The sequence below is a fragment of the Vibrio celticus genome, assembly GCF_024347335.1.
GTDB classification, from domain to species: domain Bacteria; phylum Pseudomonadota; class Gammaproteobacteria; order Enterobacterales; family Vibrionaceae; genus Vibrio; species Vibrio celticus.
The window spans coordinates 2,247,568-2,266,543 of the sequence record NZ_AP025463.1; the positions used below are offsets into that span (position 1 = coordinate 2,247,568).

The window sequence follows — 18,976 nt, forward strand, 5'->3', positions numbered from 1 at the left end:
GATTACAAGAGAGCTTAACGGGTGAAGACCCAATACTGACTAAACAAATAGTTAGTGACCATGCCCACCAAGATACCAACGGCCATTGCGATAAACAGAGCGCCAGTAAATGCAGGAAGCAATTCCGTCATCAGCTTAAAGCACAGCAAGTTAGGTATCGCCGATATCGATGCGGAAAACATGAACTTTTGCCACTGAATCAACTTCTCTGACCAACTACCCTGCCCTTTGAAGTCAAAAGTTAGCACTCGATTACCAAACCACGTTGTCGTGGCGGCTGCAATGAAAGATCCTATCCGTGCACTCATCAAAGGCAGCCCAACGGCATAATGCAGTAACGCAAACACTAAGCAATCAACAGCAAACCCACCAACACCAACCACAGCAAATCGAACCACCTTGTGGTGGGACTGTAACCTCTGACTGTGCGTTTGAAGCTTGTTGTTGAACATTCGTAACCCCGAGTTAACGCTGAACATCGTTGCCACTTTGAATATGACTCAACGATAGATTTGGCTTGATGCTTGAGCTATGACAGCTGAATAAAGCACGCTTTATTTTCACCGTTGGCTCTAGAATACACGTTAATGCGTTCTCTTTTATCTTGGTTTCCACTTCAGATCTTTTACCAATCAGATAGAACTTATCAATGCCATCTAGCTGCTCGATATCGAGAAGTTTTTTCGCTTGACCATGACTGTAAAATTGCCCAGAGAATGGTCGTTTACCCACGTAAAAGCTTGGCGCAGAATCCGTAATCTGTTCGAAGATAATACGGTCACTTTTCTCGTTCGCCTTGCCGAGATTCAGGTAGACCATCGCAATCATTAGTAACACAGGTAGAACCAAAGCCACGCTCGAGAACCACTTCTTATCTTTTTCCACTACGAGTATAGCAATCAACAAGCCAAGAGCCGGAATACCTGGCAGGACGTAAGCTGGGAGAATATTGCCCGCCATAGTGAAAAGAATCAGAGGTGAAATCAACCAACAGACAAGAAATGAAAACAAGCCGCGATTTTCAGTATTAATTTCTGCAATTTTCTTACGTCGAGCAAATGCCAATATAGGTAATACAATCGACCACGGCGCAGCCGCTTGAAGCCAAAACAGCCAGATCATACCTCTTGCTTGGTCATGGGCAGAACCATATAAATCGCCCTCCCAGCCACTCACAACAAAACGCTTAAAGTGCTCGCCAACAATAAAGTAATCAATAAAGCCCGGTGTTGCCATTTCAGCCATGATGTACCAAGGCAAAGCAATCGCTAGCATCACACCCAAGCCAGACAACAATGGAAAGCGTTGCCAAAGCACTTTGAAAGCGCCAAAGAAGCCATGTTGTAATACTAACCAAGGGAAAACTGCGATAGCCATGATCACAATCGCTACTGGCCCTTTTGCAAGCAAGCCTAGTGCTAAGCCAATGAAACCAACATAACCCCAAGATCGATTAGTCTTCGCACTGCCTTCACCTTTCCAACCCTCTCCTCCTAGCCAACACAAGTAGAAGCCTAACATGGCAATGGTCATCGCTAAGGTTAATGCTATGTCTGTCATCACAGCGCCCGCGGCAATAGAGAAAATACCGCATGTCGCCAACACTACCGCGGCAACCAACGCACTTTGCCCAGTTCGCTTCGCCATGTAAGCGGTTAACAAAATTGTCGCTACTCCCGCTAACCAGTGAGGTGCACGAACAGCAAACTCACTCAAACCAAACAGCTCAATACCAGCAGCACTCATCCATGTGAACAACGGTGGCTTGCCCCAAAAAGGAATGCCGTAATCAAACTGAGGTGTTAACCAATTGCCGGTTTCCACCATCAAGCGAGCCATTTCTCCGTAGCGCGCCTCCGTAGTATCCATTAACGGATAAGTCGCCAAAGATAGGAGTCTTAGAACCAGTGCAAAAGCCAACAAATACCATAGGTGCGTTCTGTTCAGGCTCATGCTGACTCCTCTAATTTGAAATGTGTTTTTAATGCAGGGGTATCGACCACCGATTGGATCAGATACAAAGGACGATTCTTGGTTTCAATGAAAATACGACCTATGTATTCCCCCATTAAACCAATACTCAGGAGTTGAATACCTCCAAGGGCAAGTTGCACGACCATCATTGACGGGTAACCCGTGATAGGCTCACCAAACATAATGGTTTTGAATACGATGAAGACGCCATACACAAAAGCAGTAAGCGCCACTAAACCACCAACGGCCGTCGCAATACGCAGAGGTCGGATAGAGAACGAGGTAATCCCATCCATCGCCAATCCGATTAACTTGAGGTAGTTCCACTTGGTCTCACCACAGAAGCGAGCATCACGCTTAAATTGGAGCGTCGCTTGTCGGAAACCCGGCCATGAAAAAATGCCTTTCATGTAGCGGTTACGCTCTGGAAGCTGATTGATATGGTCGACAACTTCCCGGCTTAACAGTCGGAAATCACCCACATTCTCAGGAACATCAATCTTCGCCGCCACATTCATTACTTTGTAAAAGCTCGCTGCTGAAAACTTCTTAAACCATGTTTCACCGTCGCGCTGGCTACGCTGCATATTGACGACGTCATAACCTTCGCGCCACTTGGCAACCATTTGTGGGATCAGCTCCGGCGGATCTTGCAGGTCTGCGTCTAACAAGATCACCGCTTGTCCTCGGCAATGCTCAAGGCCAGCACTCATGGCTGACTCTTTACCAAAGTTACGGCTTAAACCAATCACCGAGATTGAGCTGTTGATTGAAGTGAATGAACTCACCAAGTCCAAGCTGTTGTCTTTGCTGCCATCGTCGACATAAACAATCTCACTCGTGATCGGTAAGCTATCAAGCACCTTGGTAAGGCGAGAGTGGAACTCTTCCAATACCTCTTGTTCATCGTAAAAAGGCACAATGATAGACAAAGAGACCGCAGGATTGATCTGCGATGTAGATATCTTAGGGCGGCTAATATGAAGTTCAGACATAATACGTTCTTCTATTTTTTAATCTGAAGCCAATCTACCCTCCCATAAGTGAAAGTTATGTTATTGACATATTTTTCACGCTCACTCAGGATAATGTTACTGTCTATTTCTGTATGAGAATCAAAATGAAACGAGTTCTATTAGTCGAAGATAACCGTGAAATTGCAGGTGTCTTGTTTGATTATTTTGAGTGTATTGGCATGGAACTCGATTACGCAGACAACGGTGAACTTGGCCTACAACTCGCGTTGGAAAACTCATTTGATATCATCATATTGGATCTAATGTTACCGAGAATGGACGGCCTAACGGTTTGTAATAAACTGCGAGACCAAGGTAACGCGACACCTATTTTGATGCTGACCGCCTTAGATAGCCGAGAAGATATGCTGAAAGGCTTTGAACACGGTGCCGATGATTACCTCACCAAGCCTTTTGATTTGGATATTCTAGAAGCAAGAATGAACGCGTTAGTCCGTCGTTACCGCGGAAAAGTCGCCTCTTCAAAACTTCAGTTCGATGAACTCACCATCGACCAAAAAACCCGTAAAGCTTACCGCCAAGATAAACTACTAGCGCTCAATCCAACCACTTACACCATACTTGAGATGCTGTGCCAAAGCGCACCTGAAGTAGTCACTCGTGAAGCTATTTCCTACAAGTTATGGGAAGAAAACGAGCCCAACAATGATGTGTTGCGCAGTCACATTTATCAGTTACGTAATCAACTCGACAAGCCTTTTGACACTCAGATGTTAATTACGGTGCCTAAAGTTGGCTTCCGATTGGAGCCATCGAATTGATTTCAAATGTTCTTACAAGCACAAAAACCCTAACGGGCCGCTTAGCGGTTTTCTTTGGGTTAATGGCCGTAATTGTGTCGGTATTTGTCTATGTGGTATTTATCACAGCCCTGTACTTGTCGGAAGACCGCGTGGGTGAAAGACGCATCCTAATTGACCGCAACTATGCAGTCGGGTTATTCCAGTCAGGCGAAAGTGGAGAGCTTCGTATTGATGACCTGACTATCGCTTACAACGATCTTTCCTATCTACCGAAAAAGTATTTAAAGTATATTGAAGGCAAAGAAAATTTCATTGGTGAGGTCGGTGAAGATCCAGAATCTCGTATGGTCTATGTTGGCGAGTATACTCATGAAGGTAGAACTCACCCTATTGTTCTGCTTTCTGAAATAGACCGTGTCGAGCTTAGTGTCTTTGAGCTCGTTTATGCCACCACATTTGTATTAGCCCTTCTCTCTATTCTAATATTCAGCTTCGGAGCTCTGCTCTATCGGTTGTCTAAACGGCTGATTGAGCCCTTCAACTCCCTGTCTGAACAGCTTGAATCCAATAAGCTCAATCTAAACGAAGAATTTGGAGTGAATGACGATGCGGCGGTGGAGTTTCGTCAGTTGACGGATCAACTCAATCAATACAGAAGAGAAATCAATTCTCTAGTAAAACGCGAGCAAGCTTTCGCACGCTACTCAAGTCATGAACTAAGAACTCCGTTGACTGTTGCTCGTGGTGCCAACAAACTGTTACTGAGAAGCGAAACAACCGAATTTCAATCTCGTCAGGTTGAACGTATTGATGAAGCCATTGTTCAAATGTCTGAAATGGTCGATGCACTGCTTGGTCTCGTTCGCTATGAAAGAAACAGTGACGATGCACCGCTACGTTTATTCAGCCAGCAAGAGCTAGAGACTATCGTTTCTAAAAATTCGTTGCAGGCTGACGAGAAGGAAGTCGCGATAACCTTACAAGTTCAATCAGAACCAACCATTCAATCCACCAGCGCGATCATGAATATGTTGGTCGGTAACTTGTTAAGAAACGCGATTGCAGCCACTAATAGCGGTACAGTAACTATTACCCTTTCTCAAGACAGTCTTATTATTGAAGACCAAGGCGAAGGCCTGCAGGAGCAATACAACCCGAATGGACACGGGCTAGGTTTGTTGATTGTCGATGACTTGTGTCAGCGTTTTCATTGGGACTTTGAATTGTTTAATCGCAGCTGTGGTGGATGCACAGCCAAGATCACCTTTCAAGCCGATTCATCCGCGTCAATATCGAACGAAAACTTGATTTAGTTGGTTTACAGCCGCCTCTGGCTACTAGATACTCGTCCGTCCTATTTGATTTAAAAATGCTGGCTCTTTAGTCAGCATTTTGTTTAAGTGCGATGAAACTAAATAATAGCCCTGTAACTCAGCATCAATTTAACGACCACACCTTTTTCTTAAAGCGTGACGATCAACTTCACTCACACTTTTGCGGTAACAAAGCCCGCAAGTTCATGAAGCTGCTTGAAGACGAGCACCCAGAGACCACAACCTTGATCAGCTATGGTTCTGCGCAGGCTAACTCTCTGTTCTCACTCGCGGCACTGGCAAAGATCAAAGGTTGGACGCTTGAGTTCTACGTCGATCATCTTCCCGAGTGGCTACTAGAATGCCCAATAGGTAATTACCGTGGTGCAGTAGACCTTGGCGCTAAGGTGATTTCAGTCAAAGAGACAGGCTCTGAGCTTCATCCTAAAGAGTATATTGAGCAAGTAAGACAACCTGACTCCCACTGCATTGTGTTACCAGAGGGTGGACGCTCTCAGCTTGCTGAGTATGGTGTTAAGCAATTGGCAATGGAAATACTGAGCTGGACTCGCTTCGAAAACCAACACGATTTTGTGGTCGCACTCCCCGCAGGGACAGGTAGCACAGCTCTCTATCTTCATAAGCATTTAAAGCTGCACAACATCCCGGTATTAACGTGTGCTTGTGTTGGTGGCAGCGACTATTTAACGCAGCAATTTAATGAGCTAGGTGAAACCGAACATCCACAGATCTTATCGCTCGAAACCAAACACCACTTTGGAAAATTGTATCAACAGGATTATCAAACTTGGTTGGATCTACAAGAGCAAACCGACATCGAGTTTGACCTGCTTTACGACCCATTGATGTGGCAATGCTTAGAACAATGGCAAGAAGATAACCCAACTAAAACCATTATCTACATTCACCAAGGCGGTATCTTAGGTAACGAATCGATGCTGCCACGCTATCAGCGAAAATATCCAGATATGTGCCGTAGCACGACTAACGCTTCCTGGTAATTGCCCCGTCACACCGAGCTCTGGATATTCGAATTTCCGTAATCTGAGAACACCGTCATACAGCCATCACACTTGATCGTGATGGCTGTTTTAGCGTTTCACTTTCGTATTTTACCTCTACTCTTACACTTCAAATTAAAGACAGAAATCTGGCGAGAATCATCGCGTTATCTATACTTTCGATTGGAACGGCAATTGTCATCGAAAGGAATAACGTATGCGAAAACTCACTATGCTCGGCTGCTTGTCAGTTTTACTGCCCATCTCAGCGATTTCAGGAGAAAACGTCACTTACCAAGTGGATGGAGTGGATTACGAAGGCTATTGGAGTGAAGCCAGCGACCAAGCACCTTTAGTGCTATTAGTACACGATTGGGATGGCTTAACCGATTACGAGAAGAAACGTTCTGAGATGCTCAATGAGCTTGGGTACAACGTGTTCGCCATCGACCTGTTTGGTAAAGGCATTCGTCCAACAGAAGTGAAAGACAAAAAGCAACACACCGGCGAACTGTATAAAGACAGAGCAAAAATACGTACGCTACTTAATGCGGGAGCAATGGAAGCCGAAAGGCTTGGAGGTAACTTAGATAATAACGTGATGATGGGTTACTGTTTTGGCGGCGCTGCCGTTTTAGAAGCGGCTCGTGCAGGTATCCCTTCGAAAGCTTATGTTACCTTCCACGGTGGTTTATCGACACCGAAAGGACAAGATTACTCGCAAACCAAAGCCCCAGTTGTCGTATTCCATGGCACAGCAGACGCCATGATCTCAATGCACGACTTTGGAAGCCTCGCCGCTCAACTTGAATCAACCAAAGTTCCGCATGAGATGATCACTTATAGTGGTGCGCCACACGCCTTCACCGTCTTCGGCTCAAACAACTATCAACAAGAAGCTGACCAAAAATCCTGGGATAGATTTACCCATGTGCTAGAAACCACCACCAGATAATCATCTCCCTCAGAACCCATAACCCCCATTCTAAAGCTTAAGAATGGGGTTGTTTAATTATCACTGCATCATCTCACTACATATAGCGATGGATACTTAAGTCATCAGTTTTAATATCACTGGCAGAGCCACCGACCACGCTTGCCAAGATCTTTCCTGAGCCACATGCCATTGTCCAACCTAGAGTTCCATGGCCCGTATTGGTAAATAGGTTCTTGATAGGCGTCTTTCCTATGATAGGCGTACCATCTGGTGTCATTGGTCTTAACCCAGTCCAGTATTCAGCCTTAGAAAAGTCACCCGCTTGTGGGAAAAGATCTTTAATCACCATATCAATCGTGGCTTTACGTTTTTCAGGAATAAGATAATTGAAGCCAGCAAGCTCTGCCGTCCCTGCAATACGAATTCGGTCATCGAAACGAGTCATCGCTACCTTGTAGGTTTCATCCATTACTGTAGAGGTCGGCGACTTATCTGCACTCACGATCGGTAGTGTTAGCGAATACCCTTTCACTGGATAGACAGGTATCGACAAATCGACTTGCTTCAACAAGTCTCGAGAATAACTGCCTGAAGCGACCACGTAAGCGTCCGCTTTGAATTCACCTTGAGTCGTGGTAATACTCACAATGGTTTGATTCTGATGATTGAGCTTGACCACTTCAGTATCAAACACGAACTGAACGCCGAGTTGCTTGGCTTTCTCAGTCAAGGTTAAACAGAACTGATGGCAATCACCAGTTTCATCTTGTGGTAAATACAGGCCGCCAACCAGCTTATCTTTCACATCTGATAAACCTGGTTCAATGGATAGGCATTGCTCAACGTCAAACAGCGAATGTTTGATTCCACTCTCTGTTAATAGCTTCATATCCTGCTGAATAGCGTCCAATTGTTTTTCGCTTCTGAATACTTGCAAGGTGCCTTTCTGCCTACCTTCATAAGCCAGTTGTTCACTGGTTCTTAGCTCAGTCAGACAATCTCGGCTGTAGTTAGCGACTCGCAACATGCGCGATTTATTCTGTGCGTATTTGGCTTCATTGCAGTTGGCGAGCATCTTAGTCGCCCAAGTCACCAACTCAGGAGAAAGTGACGGCTTCACTTTAAGTGGCGCATGTTCTTGGGTAAGCCATTTCATCGCTTTCAATGGAATACCAGGCGCCGCCCATGGTGAAGAATACCCGTAAGAAATTTGCCCTGCATTCGCAAAACTGGTTTCTTTGCCACTGCTATCTTGACGATCAATAACCGTGACCGAGTGACCTTCTTTTGCCAAGTACCATGCGCTGGTCAATCCAATAACACCGCTGCCAATTACAATAACTTCCATTCTCTTCCCCTAATGCCCGACAAAGCCAAAACCTGTCGAACACAGCTGTCAGTCTAAAACTCGTTTCGTTAATGATTTGTAACTTATTTCTTACATGTTGACTTAACAATAGAGATGGTGTTGATAAAATATCAATTCTACTTAAAAACTAATTCGGCAGTTTGAAACTGTGATATTGGCGGTATTTGAAAGCTTAGGTAGGAGTCGCTAAGTAAATCGATTAAGCCTAGATATTGTAAGCGTCATGACTCAAGAAAGTGGCGTTCTCGAGTAAAAAATCCAACAAGGTTTCGGCTTGTAGCGTGAGTGCACGGCCTTTCAAAGATTGAACCTTAACCGTCGCCTTCGATAGCATCTCCAACTCGGTCGCAACCACTTCAATCTGCCCTGACTTTATCTCATCGATCACGGTGAGCTTGGGCATAAAGGTTACGCCTAACCCTGCTGAAACAAAGTTAGTCAGTGCAGTCACCGAATTGGTTTGAAGCTTTGGCTGCAAGGTAAGATGGGACATTTGTTCGGCCTGCTTGACCAGCCTCCCCATACCAGTCGAGTTATCGATCAAGGCGAGAGAAGCGTCTTGAATATCCTGCATTACCACTGGTGCTTCTTTCATAGTAAGGAAATGCCCCTTAGGAGCAATCAATTCGAGCGGATGGCTGCGTTCAACGTGAGAGTGCAGTTTAGGGTGCGGTGCAGACGCATAGGTAATCGCAAAGTCTATCTGTTGATCTTCCAACATCTTGACTGCATCCAATGCTCCAGCGATCTCAATAGAAAGATTGATATCAGGATAACGAGTCATGAAGGTTTGCATCGGTTTTGACACCAAGTTGGTAATAAACCCTTCACCGATGGCAATGCTGACATTGCCTCCTTTCAGGTTTTTAAGCTTGGTTAGTCGAGCAAGCACTGCCGCCTCTCCACGAACAATGGAACGGTAGTAATTCAGCAGCTCATTACCCGCTTCGGTTAACAGTGATTGGCGGTTGTTGCGCTCCCATACTTTCATTTCCGCTTGCGCTTCTAATTGTGTCAGCATTCGACTCATTGCCGCAGGATCAACGTTCATCATCTTAGATGCCTTACGTAACGACCCATATTTTGACAACGCGTTTAAATACTCAAGAGCACGGATATTAAAGTGGTGCATTCAACTTCCTTGTGATTCGACTAACACTTAATCAAGCGTCTCACAATTTTACTGCGAACATATATCCCAATTTATCAAGATTGTAATTGCACTTACTAACTTGTGCACCGAGTCACTTCAAGACATCACATCAAAGGCTGATATACGTGTTTTAGCTTGCTGTCGATAAAACAAAGGCGACAACTTTCGTCATCACCTTTGAGTTGTTACTTCTTGTAAAGCAACAATCATTTTCACTGATGGACTTAGGCATCAAGTAAAAGGTTCGGTCGAATCAAGTCATAAACACAAGCAAGTTCACTGCTGAATTCAAACTGTTTGTTGATAATGCCGCCAGCCATATGAGGGTGCCCGCCGCCAAAACCAATCCCTTTTTCATTAAGGGCCCTTCTAACTATCTTCGCGACATTGTTTTTTGAACACTCTGAACGGAGAGAGATAAAGGTCTTCTCTCTATTTCTAGCAGTGAGAACAACAATATCGAGCTCATCAACACTCAGCAAGAAATCACCTAACACGCCAAGCATATTTTTAGGGCAACCTTCAGGAAGCACAGCAAATGCTGCGTTTTTTTCACGACGTAAGCTATCGAGCATGGAATAGAAAAGTTTTAATTCATGGAACTCTACTTGATTACGACAAATTTTGTTAACCATATCATTATTGGCCTTCGCTTGAAGATACAACAATGCTTTTAGATCTGCAGTCCCTACCCCTCGGGTAAAGTTTGCGGTATCAAAACTCAGACCAACCAATAGTGCTGTCGCAATATTTTGGGGCATCTGCAGAGAAAAATAACGATAATACTCAACCATTATGGTTGCTGTTGAACCATAGTTTGAACGTATATCGGAATACCATACAAAATCAGGTGCTTTCACTTGATGGTGGTCGATCACTCCGACCTCAAGCCCCGGAAAATCGATGACATTTTTCTCACCAATACAGCCATCAACAACAATAACCTTGTCATCCGGTTGTAGTTTCAAATCTTTTGGCTGATAGATTGGAATATCTAACCAATCTATTAAGTTCCTGAGTGACACTCGATCTATATAACCATGAAACGTAATATATGGGCGCAACCCTTTGCTTTTTAATAAGTATGCTAAAGCGTATGCGGAAGAAATCGCATCATGGTCGGGGAAGTCATGAGCTTGAATAATGATTCTGTCATCACCCTTAAGCCGTTCTAGAAAGCTTTCGAACTTTAAATTTGCCATAATCCCACTGCTAATAAAGTTCTAGCTTGATCATAAGCTAGAACTGATGTGTTAATGGTTAACTCTTATGAATTAAACGATATTCGGTGTTAGACAAAATAGCTTCTTCTAAAGCCCCCACACCTAACGTACTGTAACCATAGAAATTAGGTTTCGCATTCAAACGTAAAGACTGTACGCTTTCTACAACGTTCTCGTCCATTGTTAAAGCGTCTACCACTTCCGAAAGCAACTTCCTGTTCTCTTGTGACATCGGCGAAATAAACTCACTCGCACCACTGATTGATGAGTACAAGTAGCCAAATTCGCCACCATTATTCTCTTCAATGTAGTAGTTACCTGTTCTTGCAAACGATGCACGGATCTCATTGACACTTTCAATAGAACTAAACGTCTGTGCAAAAAACTCAGAACCACCTGCATGCTCGAATGTTTCTGGAGCAAAGTCTTCATTTGGGAAGACCAGATAAGCGACGATCGCATTATCTCGAGTAATCGCAGAAAGGATGAAGTTGTCGTCCTGGTAGTACTTAATCACATCATCCGTTGTAGCGCGCTTAATATAAACAGGCGCACCAAATGTTTGGTCTAAGGTTTCGGCAGATGAACGAATATAGATTTTGTCCAACTTTCTATGCGATGGAATGTCTGTCATTTGAGAAAGACCAAAATCGAACATCTTTTCTAGCGCATCAAAGCTGTCATTAAAGCCGCCCAAAGCAATGGAAATAACCGACACTAAGCCGATAGTGCGTGCCATACCGCCCTTCTTCTGCTCTTCCAACAGAGACTCTTGAGTGTCTTGAAGTTCTTGTAACTCTTCCTGTATATCTTTTTGAATATCCTTGTTTTGCTCTTCAGACATTTTTAACCTTTGATCTCGTCGATTTTATCCATTAGCGCATCTGTACCATCTTCAGCCTTCTCTTGAACTCGCTCAAAAGCATCCGTGTCCATGGTGCTTTCAATTTCATCGCTGTAATTAAGACCAAGATAAATGCCGATACCGATAAATACTAAAGCGAAAATTTTAAACATTGCTACTCTCAATTCATTAACTGGTAATCCAAGTACATGCCAATGACATGTACTTGGTTGTTTTGCTTAACTAATTTATTACTTATACAAAGCGATACGACTGTTTACTTTCTTCAAGTAATTTTTGGTTTCGTCGTACGGCAGATTAACCACTAGCTGATCATAGACTTGTTGAGGCGTCAGCTGGTTGATAATCTTCGATGCTTTGCCAATACTGGTGGAGCGATCTTTATTGAACGCTCTAGCCACATTACCCGCACCAGTGTTATATGCGGCAATGACACAGTACAAACGGCTTTCGTCATTCTTTATCTTGCGAAGATACTTACTGTTTAGGATGTCCAAATAGGCCGTACCTGTTTCTACGTTGATAACTGGTTGATACAGATCCGCCACTTTCATTGGCGCGTCGATATTACGGACTTGTTTGTTAACGTCATGACCCGCACTGGTTGGTACCACTTGCATCAAACCAAACGCAGGCACGTGTGATTTCGCATCCGGACGGAACGCCGATTCCGAGTGCATGATTGCCATAATCAGTGCAGCATCAACTTCCCAGTTTTTACTCTCGTTCTCAGCCAACGCACTGTACTTGCTCGCGCGCGCTTTTAAGCTGTTCTCAGGAAGCTTAACTTTGTAACTGATCACTTTTTTCGGCTTAGCCGGGGCCGCCGCAACGTCAACGGCTGGCTTAGGCTTTACCACTTGTGGCTGTGGCGCTTTTTCGACGACTTTTTCCACAACTTTTGGCGGCTGCTTTTCTGTTGGCGCGGGCTCTAGCTTGGCAACCTCTTTTGATACTTCAACCTTTTCAGCTGGCTTTACGATCTCAACTTCTGGCTCTGGTCGTTTAACCTCAATACCATGTTTGGCACGCATTTCGTCATACAGCTTGGTTTGCGCCGCAATACGTTCCTGAGCTTTTGCCAGTAGTGCCATTTTCTTGTTATGAGCACGCTGGTAAATAAAAGAGTCTGGAATACCAGTATCAGATAAAATCAATCGCTCGGCTTGCACATCCAACTCATTCATCTGGCTTTGCGTCTGCTGGATAACGAAGTTTTTCTCTTCTTGCTCTTTCTCCAAAGAGTAAAGCACCGCGTGGTCTTCTGCTTTTAGCTCCGCTAGCTCAACGTTTTGACCAGCAACCTCAACCGGAATGTTTTTAACAAGCGCTTTAATCTCTTCAGGGCTGCTATCTTCATCCACCAATACAGATACTGTTGCAGTATTAGTTTCGTAATCGACTGAAGTTTTCACCTGATCGTCTTGAGAGTAATCCACCTGCTTGGTTTGAGATGAAACCTCACCCTCACCCCATGTCTTGATTAGATCGGTTCTGCGCTCATCGAGGTTGTTAGTATATTCATCACGCCAAGCTTCGTACTCATCCAAATAAGCATTAACGTAAGCATGAAACTCTTTGACTTTGTCTTCTTGAGACTGGCTTGCTTTGGCAACAGCATTGTTTAGCTGCTGCTTTTGTTCTTCTGACACAGCAAATGCCTGAGAACTAATAGCTGCCGAAATAACTACAGCTAACACGGTCTTATTGATCATTTTGTACATAGTTCACTCCCAGAGTGTATAGAGACAAAAGGCCACTCAAATGGCGGCCTTTTTCACTAATACTAATCGCGGTTCCGTTCGCGGTTATTTTTTCAATGCATCGAACGCCGCCGCAAGGTCTGCTGCCGCTTTCTCATTGTTGAATTGATCCCACAAAGCAGAATCTTCACCACCAACTTCATCAATTACTTTGTTCATATTCGCATCGTATGCAGCTTGGTCCATACCGACTAGAACGTACAAGCCGCCCGTTGGGCTTGCTTGGCTTACGATAATGCGGCTGCTAGTAAGCGTTTTATTCACGACTGTCTTAGTGATGTTCTCGAATGTCTCTTGAACATCTTCAGTCACTAGCGTTACACCCTCTGCTGCCGATGTAGAAGTCACACCTTCAGTAGCCGCTTGGAATAGGTTGCTCACGTCAGTTTCAAACTCAGCTGCAAGGTTTACACGAGCATCATTGACTGCAACTTTTCGCATAACGCTCATACCAGCTGCACTCTTCTTGGAGTAGCCTTTTGCCGCTGCAGCGATATCGCTTGGTATCACATCACAAATCCAACCCGGCGCAGATACGGTAGGTGCATCTGGGAAAGTACATGGAGCGAAGTTTTGCGCTTCCTTAACCGTCGCGTTGTTGCTCTGACAGCCAGCTAGAACTGCTACTAGTGAAGTTGCAATAAGTAGTTTTTTCATAAATTAAAATTCGTTCTTTAAGTTTTCGACATGACATGATGGATCCAACAGAGGGCAGTCAATGCTTGATGCATCTACCTTACTAATTGTTCCTTGCTTAACTTTCAGTGATACTTCTTCATCAATTACCACCCAAGAATACTTGTTAGTTACAGCATTTTGCTCATTATTTACAACGTAGCCTTCACCGATTGGGTGAATTTCAGTTTCGCCTTCCATAGATTTCATAGCGTTAGAGAACAAAATATCTGCGCCTGGTTTAATCTTCTGGTTTTTACCCATCGCAATGCGTACTTGTGTGCCCGCCTCACATTGGCGCATCTCAAGAACAGGTGCACTTGCCGCTAGCATTTTGTTAAGTTCGGTAGAGTAATTGACCGCTTCTGCTGCTGCTTTAGCAGCCATGGAGCCATAAGTCGCGTTACTAACAGGACAACGTGAATTATTTGTTTCCGTAGAGGAATACTCGTCGCCTTCAAGCTTGATTCGCTTAACAACTTCCATACTTGGCAGTACAACAACTTTTGCTACCGCTTCTACGTCAAAGTCGTAGCTACATGAAGGCGCGATTTCCACTGTTTCGCCATCATCGTTTTTATATGTGCGGCGCTCGCTAAACGATGTACTTAGGTCAGCGTGTGTAACCTCCGTAATAATCGCGTAATCGGCGATTGGTACACCTTTAGTGCTTAGGCGACCGCTCCGCTCGGCCAGTTTAATTTCACCTTTTACTTTGTTGGCAATTTTGCGATCAACAAGGTTTGCACCTGTCTCGTCAATCTGGGTCTCTATTGCATTTCGCATTGCTGACTGGATTTTTTTCGAAGCAGAGTTTTCAAAATCAATGTCGACAGGAAGAACAACAACCTTCATATTTTCTGAAGATGGGATTTGAATTTCAGCAGTTTCAATATCTACACGCGTATCAGGAGTACAAACAACATCTTCCTTGATAACACAGCCAGTTAAACCAGTGATTACAGCACTAGCCATTAACGTTTTCTTTAACATATATTCTCTCCCGAATATGTTTATTTTATTTTTCTAGGACTAGAGGTTCGCTATTTAATTAAGCCCAGCGCAGTCCAAATCCCTTTCTCTTTTATTTGCTCATCAAAGTGGCGAGCAGCCCCTTCGTCGGCATATTTGTAGCTAGTTACAGAGTTTCCTGTAGAGATAATTTCACTACGAGACACTGTTTTAGATTTCTTATTTATAATTTTAACATTAGAGACCAAGGTTGAAATATACGCGTCTCCGACTTTGTTTCTTCGACGCTCAGAATCCACTTTCAACACATGAGTTTGGTTTTTGTTCTTTGAAGTTGAGGTCGCGATGTTGAACTCTGATAACTGGTTCCCCAGCAGTTCAATTGCTTTTCTTGACTCTCTATCTGAAGAGAGACGGATGTTAATTTGGCTGCTTAATTTTTGGTGTGTAATAGTCAGCTGTTCGATTGCGCTGATGTCAGCTTTATAACTAGGAATCAGAGATGAAAGCATTGCGATACGCACAGAAACATCGTGTTCAGTTTGATAAACACTGCGATTGTCTAACCACCAAAGTAATTTATCTTCGTGAGAAAGCGCATCAAGTTCGATTTGAGATTTACGGTTTAGATCTTTTATTTCGCGAATCAACTGTTGAGTCACGAGTGACTTTTTCACTCTTACTTCGACAAACGCACCAAGATCATTCTCTTCCATTTGTACATATTCGATACCATTTAAGGTCAAGGATTCAGTCTTAGTATTAACTTTGTTATCAACTAGACTATTTGAAAAACCCTTACCATTGGTTTCTCGAACGGTGTCTCTCATGTAAAAAGACGACTCGACTTGAGTCCATAACTTTTCGTTGATGTTGTTTACAGCAATTTTTTTAGCATGAGATAGAGTTCGCGCTTGAGAAACTGCATGAATGTACTCGTCACTGTCTACTTTAGGCTTTAGATACCATTCAGGTTTTGTAGATTGACAGCCAGAAAGAACAAGCAACGCGAATAGCGCTATGAAAAAGCGAACTATTTTTTTATTTGAAGACATTTGGAACCAACATCGAAAAAGTTTGTCGCAATCTTATATCCTCAAAATTAAACATTCAAACGACCAAATTTATAGTTTGATTCATTTTTGAGCCAAATATATTTATTTTCTATTGATCTCACACATCAAATTCATACAAAACCTCCGTTAATTAACAAAAAAGATAATACAAGACCTTGATTTTTAGACACTTGATGTAAATTATAAATTACACAATAACCCTTTATTTTCCATTGATAAAAACGTGAACAAAGTCTTAAAAAAACCGAATTTCGGTTCAAAAAATACACATAACTTTGATTAAAAAAGTGATATTCATTCAATAAAAGTGAGATGCTGATCTCAATGACAAATTTGATATTAACAGCAGATTTTGGTCTCTACCCTAAATAAAGATACCAGACAGACACTCGAAAAAATGAAATTCCGTTAATCACAACAATGTTAATAAATCACTATCGCGCGAGATTTACAGGAATGAGCTGTCTATTTCTCATGCTAATACTGATAAAAATGAAAATAAGGTCTAATTAAATGGATATCAGAAATATAGGCCATTAGCGGATAAATAAAGAGGGGAAGTAGATCTTGTGGGAAGATAAATTATTTTTAGTTTCTATTTAAATCGAACCAAGAAACCAAATAAAACACCAACAGACAATGAATCCTTATTAAAAATAACCTTCATAGACAGAAAGTACAGATACCACCTTAAGGGTAGTTTCACTTTTGTCTATGAAGGGTTTGAGCATGTCTGTCTGACTATTTTAGCGCGAGTAACTTGTCCGTAAACTCGGCAAAACCATATCCGCCAGGTTGAGTCATCACAACGACTGGATGGTGTTCAAGACGTTGCCAATAGTGCTGAATGTTAGATACCCCAACGCTATTTGATAAGGCTTCAAACATATATTGGTCGTTCATCGAGTCACCGACATAGCAACTACGCTCAAGTATCTCTTGGTCAGATAACCCCTTCTCCTTAAGAAAAGCGGTCGATGTCGATTTCTTAGAATGCTCACCATACCAAGCATTGATATGAATAGAGCTTGCTGTCGCATGAGCACCTAACGCGTGAATCTTAGAGACAATCTCTTCGATAATGGCATCGTCGACTTTAGGACGGTTTTGACCGATATCGATTGCCACCTCACACAGTCGGTAAGACTGATCCAGCGTTAAACTGAGCTCTGGGTAATCGCCCAAAATTGCCAATACTTGTTCTTTCAGCTTACCCTGATTGGCACTGATTTCTGGTAAAGGAATATCTGAGCGCAATGTCAGATAGCCATTTTTCTTTTCCATAATAAACGCGCCGTTCTCACCGAGAACCGCATCAACAGGCCACAGCTGAGCAATGTGATCACACCAACCAGCACAAGCGCCCGTTACCGCAACCACTTTTTTCCCTGAATCACGCAGTTTACTTAACGCAATCAAGGTTTCAGGTGGCAATTGACCTTGCCATGTTAAGGTGTCATCCAAATCGGTTAACACCCAATCTATCTTTTTCCAATTTTGGTTCAATTCATTCGATACCGAATTCATTTCTACACCTCTAAATAATCAATCACTAAACAGTGTTAAAGCAAATTCGGTAAAAACATCACCAAGCTTTCAGAGAAAGTCAGCAACATCAAAACCGTGAGTAGTGCTAGCAACAAAGGAGCCACTTCTTTCACGAAGTCGACCATACGAACTTTTAAAATCGAGCAAACCGTAAACATCATCGAGCCAAATGGCGGAGTCACACCACCAATCATGATATTCACAATCACGATAATGCCGAAGTGAACCGGGTTAACGCCTAGATTAAGTACAGCAGGAAGCAGCAATGGCGTGAGTATGATCATTGCAGCGCCGCCTTCGATGAACATACCAACCACTAACAGCAGCACGTTAATCAACAACAGCAAGACTAACTTGTTGTCGGTAAGTTCAATCAAAGCAGAAGCAACATTGTGTGGGATCTGCTCTAGCGTCATGTAGTAACCAAAAACCATGGCACCGATAATGATGAACATAACGCTACTTGTGCCCTGCACGGTTTCACGCATGATGAGCGGGATATGACGTAAACCCAGTTGACGATAAACGAAGATGCCAATAATCGCACAAAGCAATACGGCGATAGCCCCCGCTTCTGTCGGAGTAAACAAACCAAAACGCATGCCTAGGATAATGCCGAACGGGATCAGCAGTGCAGGAATCGCTTTCAGGAAGTAATGAAAACGCTCTTTGGCAGACGCAGGCTCCGAACGAGAAGGTTTGTAACGACGTTTACGCGCGATAAACGCAATAGTGACCATCAGCGACAGCGCCATCAAAAATGCAGGAACGTAGCCCGCAATAAACATTTGATGAACCGACACGTTCGCTAACAACGCAAAAATGATTAAGTTGATACCCGGTGGAATCACAGGACTGATACTTGAAGACGCAGCTGTCACAGCGGCCGTGAATGGCAAATCATAACCACGCTTGGTCATTTCAGGGGCTAGAATCTTCGATTGCATCGCTGCATCCGCATTTGCAGAGCCAGAGATACCGCCCATAAGTGTACTCAGTGCGACATTCACTTGAGCAAGACCACCAGTTTTATGGCCAATCATTGAGTCGGCAAAGGCAAGTAAGCTCTTACTGATCCCCGCATAGTTCATCACCGAACCAACCATGATAAAGAACGGAATGGCCAACAAAGGAAAAGACTCAGCAGAACTAATAAAGCGCTGCATCACCAAGCTCACCGGAATTGAGTCATTAATAAAAAGAAAGTAAACCATCGCTGATGCGATCAGAGAAAACGCGATGGGGATGTTCAAAAGAAACAGAACAAACAGAATAAGGATTGGAAGATAGCTTTCCATGAATCGTA

At 43.4% G+C, this 18,976-nt stretch carries 18 protein-coding genes; 4 read left to right on the top strand and 14 right to left on the bottom strand.

Translation table 11 applies throughout. The features are described from left to right. Positions 1 to 14: 14 nt before the first annotated feature. Genes OCV19_RS10125 through OCV19_RS10135 form a run of 3 tightly spaced genes read right to left on the bottom strand, consistent with a single transcriptional unit; the run spans position 15 to position 2,969 of the window. On the bottom strand, positions 15 to 479 hold the full coding sequence (locus tag OCV19_RS10125) for a GtrA family protein (RefSeq protein WP_065675497.1): 465 nt from the start codon (positions 477 to 479) through the stop codon (positions 15 to 17). Continuing rightward, complete coding sequence (locus OCV19_RS10130) at positions 466 to 1,953, bottom strand: ArnT family glycosyltransferase (protein WP_065675498.1); 1,488 nt, start codon at positions 1,951 to 1,953, stop codon at positions 466 to 468. The genes OCV19_RS10125 and OCV19_RS10130 overlap by 14 nt, the downstream gene beginning before the upstream one ends. Further along, the gene (locus tag OCV19_RS10135) at positions 1,950 to 2,969 is read right to left on the bottom strand and encodes a glycosyltransferase family 2 protein (protein ID WP_065675499.1); all 1,020 of its coding nucleotides are present in this window, start codon (positions 2,967 to 2,969) and stop codon (positions 1,950 to 1,952) included. The genes OCV19_RS10130 and OCV19_RS10135 overlap by 4 nt, the downstream gene beginning before the upstream one ends. 125 nt (positions 2,970 to 3,094) lie before the next feature. On the opposite strand from OCV19_RS10135, the gene OCV19_RS10140 reads away from it, so the two are divergent. From OCV19_RS10140 to OCV19_RS10155, 4 genes are all read left to right on the top strand, one after another. Further along, positions 3,095 to 3,772, top strand: coding sequence for a response regulator transcription factor (locus OCV19_RS10140; protein ID WP_017062034.1), 678 nt, complete (start codon positions 3,095 to 3,097; stop codon positions 3,770 to 3,772). Next, positions 3,769 to 5,067 carry a sensor histidine kinase gene (locus tag OCV19_RS10145; RefSeq protein ID WP_065675500.1) on the top strand — a complete coding sequence of 433 codons (1,299 nt, stop codon included), beginning with the start codon at positions 3,769 to 3,771 and terminating at the stop codon, positions 5,065 to 5,067. The genes OCV19_RS10140 and OCV19_RS10145 overlap by 4 nt, the downstream gene beginning before the upstream one ends. A gap of 92 nt (positions 5,068 to 5,159) precedes the next feature. Continuing rightward, positions 5,160 to 6,089 carry a pyridoxal-phosphate dependent enzyme gene (locus OCV19_RS10150; protein ID WP_065675501.1) on the top strand — a complete coding sequence of 310 codons (930 nt, stop codon included), beginning with the start codon at positions 5,160 to 5,162 and terminating at the stop codon, positions 6,087 to 6,089. Positions 6,090 to 6,306: 217 nt separating this feature from the next. Further along, entirely contained in the window at positions 6,307 to 7,044 is a 738-nt protein-coding gene (locus OCV19_RS10155; RefSeq protein WP_065675502.1) for a dienelactone hydrolase family protein, read from the top strand. Between the two features lie 76 nt (positions 7,045 to 7,120). Here OCV19_RS10155 and OCV19_RS10160 read toward each other — a convergent pair whose 3' ends face one another. The 11 genes from OCV19_RS10160 to OCV19_RS10210 all read right to left on the bottom strand — a co-directional run bounded on the left by OCV19_RS10160 (position 7,121) and on the right by OCV19_RS10210 (position 18,968). Next, on the bottom strand, positions 7,121 to 8,374 hold the full coding sequence (locus OCV19_RS10160) for a D-amino acid dehydrogenase (RefSeq protein ID WP_065675503.1): 1,254 nt from the start codon (positions 8,372 to 8,374) through the stop codon (positions 7,121 to 7,123). Positions 8,375 to 8,600: 226 nt separating this feature from the next. Further along, positions 8,601 to 9,527 (bottom strand): LysR family transcriptional regulator, encoded by a 927-nt coding sequence (locus OCV19_RS10165; RefSeq protein ID WP_065675504.1) that lies wholly within the window; start codon positions 9,525 to 9,527, stop codon positions 8,601 to 8,603. A 245-nt stretch (positions 9,528 to 9,772) separates the two neighbouring features. After that, a complete protein-coding gene (locus tag OCV19_RS10170) occupies positions 9,773 to 10,750 on the bottom strand; it encodes a DHH family phosphoesterase (RefSeq protein WP_017062040.1) in 978 nt (325 codons plus the stop codon). Between the two features lie 58 nt (positions 10,751 to 10,808). Next, a complete protein-coding gene (locus OCV19_RS10175) occupies positions 10,809 to 11,615 on the bottom strand; it encodes an ETEC_3214 domain-containing protein (RefSeq protein ID WP_017062041.1) in 807 nt (268 codons plus the stop codon). 2 nt (positions 11,616 to 11,617) lie between these two features. Then, positions 11,618 to 11,788 (bottom strand): hypothetical protein, encoded by a 171-nt coding sequence (locus OCV19_RS10180; protein ID WP_017062042.1) that lies wholly within the window; start codon positions 11,786 to 11,788, stop codon positions 11,618 to 11,620. A gap of 78 nt (positions 11,789 to 11,866) precedes the next feature. Further along, on the bottom strand, positions 11,867 to 13,360 hold the full coding sequence (locus OCV19_RS10185; RefSeq protein ID WP_065675505.1) for a transglycosylase SLT domain-containing protein: 1,494 nt from the start codon (positions 13,358 to 13,360) through the stop codon (positions 11,867 to 11,869). An 84-nt stretch (positions 13,361 to 13,444) separates the two neighbouring features. Continuing rightward, positions 13,445 to 14,056 carry a lipoprotein gene (locus OCV19_RS10190; RefSeq protein ID WP_065675506.1) on the bottom strand — a complete coding sequence of 204 codons (612 nt, stop codon included), beginning with the start codon at positions 14,054 to 14,056 and terminating at the stop codon, positions 13,445 to 13,447. A gap of 3 nt (positions 14,057 to 14,059) precedes the next feature. Further along, positions 14,060 to 15,067 (bottom strand): hypothetical protein, encoded by a 1,008-nt coding sequence (locus OCV19_RS10195; protein WP_065675507.1) that lies wholly within the window; start codon positions 15,065 to 15,067, stop codon positions 14,060 to 14,062. Positions 15,068 to 15,117: 50 nt separating this feature from the next. Continuing rightward, the gene (locus OCV19_RS10200) at positions 15,118 to 16,101 is read right to left on the bottom strand and encodes an LPP20 family lipoprotein (RefSeq protein WP_065675508.1); all 984 of its coding nucleotides are present in this window, start codon (positions 16,099 to 16,101) and stop codon (positions 15,118 to 15,120) included. 762 nt (positions 16,102 to 16,863) lie between these two features. Beyond that, the gene (locus OCV19_RS10205; protein WP_065675509.1) at positions 16,864 to 17,649 is read right to left on the bottom strand and encodes an HAD-IIB family hydrolase; all 786 of its coding nucleotides are present in this window, start codon (positions 17,647 to 17,649) and stop codon (positions 16,864 to 16,866) included. A gap of 35 nt (positions 17,650 to 17,684) precedes the next feature. Next, positions 17,685 to 18,968 carry a TRAP transporter large permease gene (locus OCV19_RS10210; protein WP_048612770.1) on the bottom strand — a complete coding sequence of 428 codons (1,284 nt, stop codon included), beginning with the start codon at positions 18,966 to 18,968 and terminating at the stop codon, positions 17,685 to 17,687. Between the last annotated feature and the right edge of the window lie 8 nt (positions 18,969 to 18,976).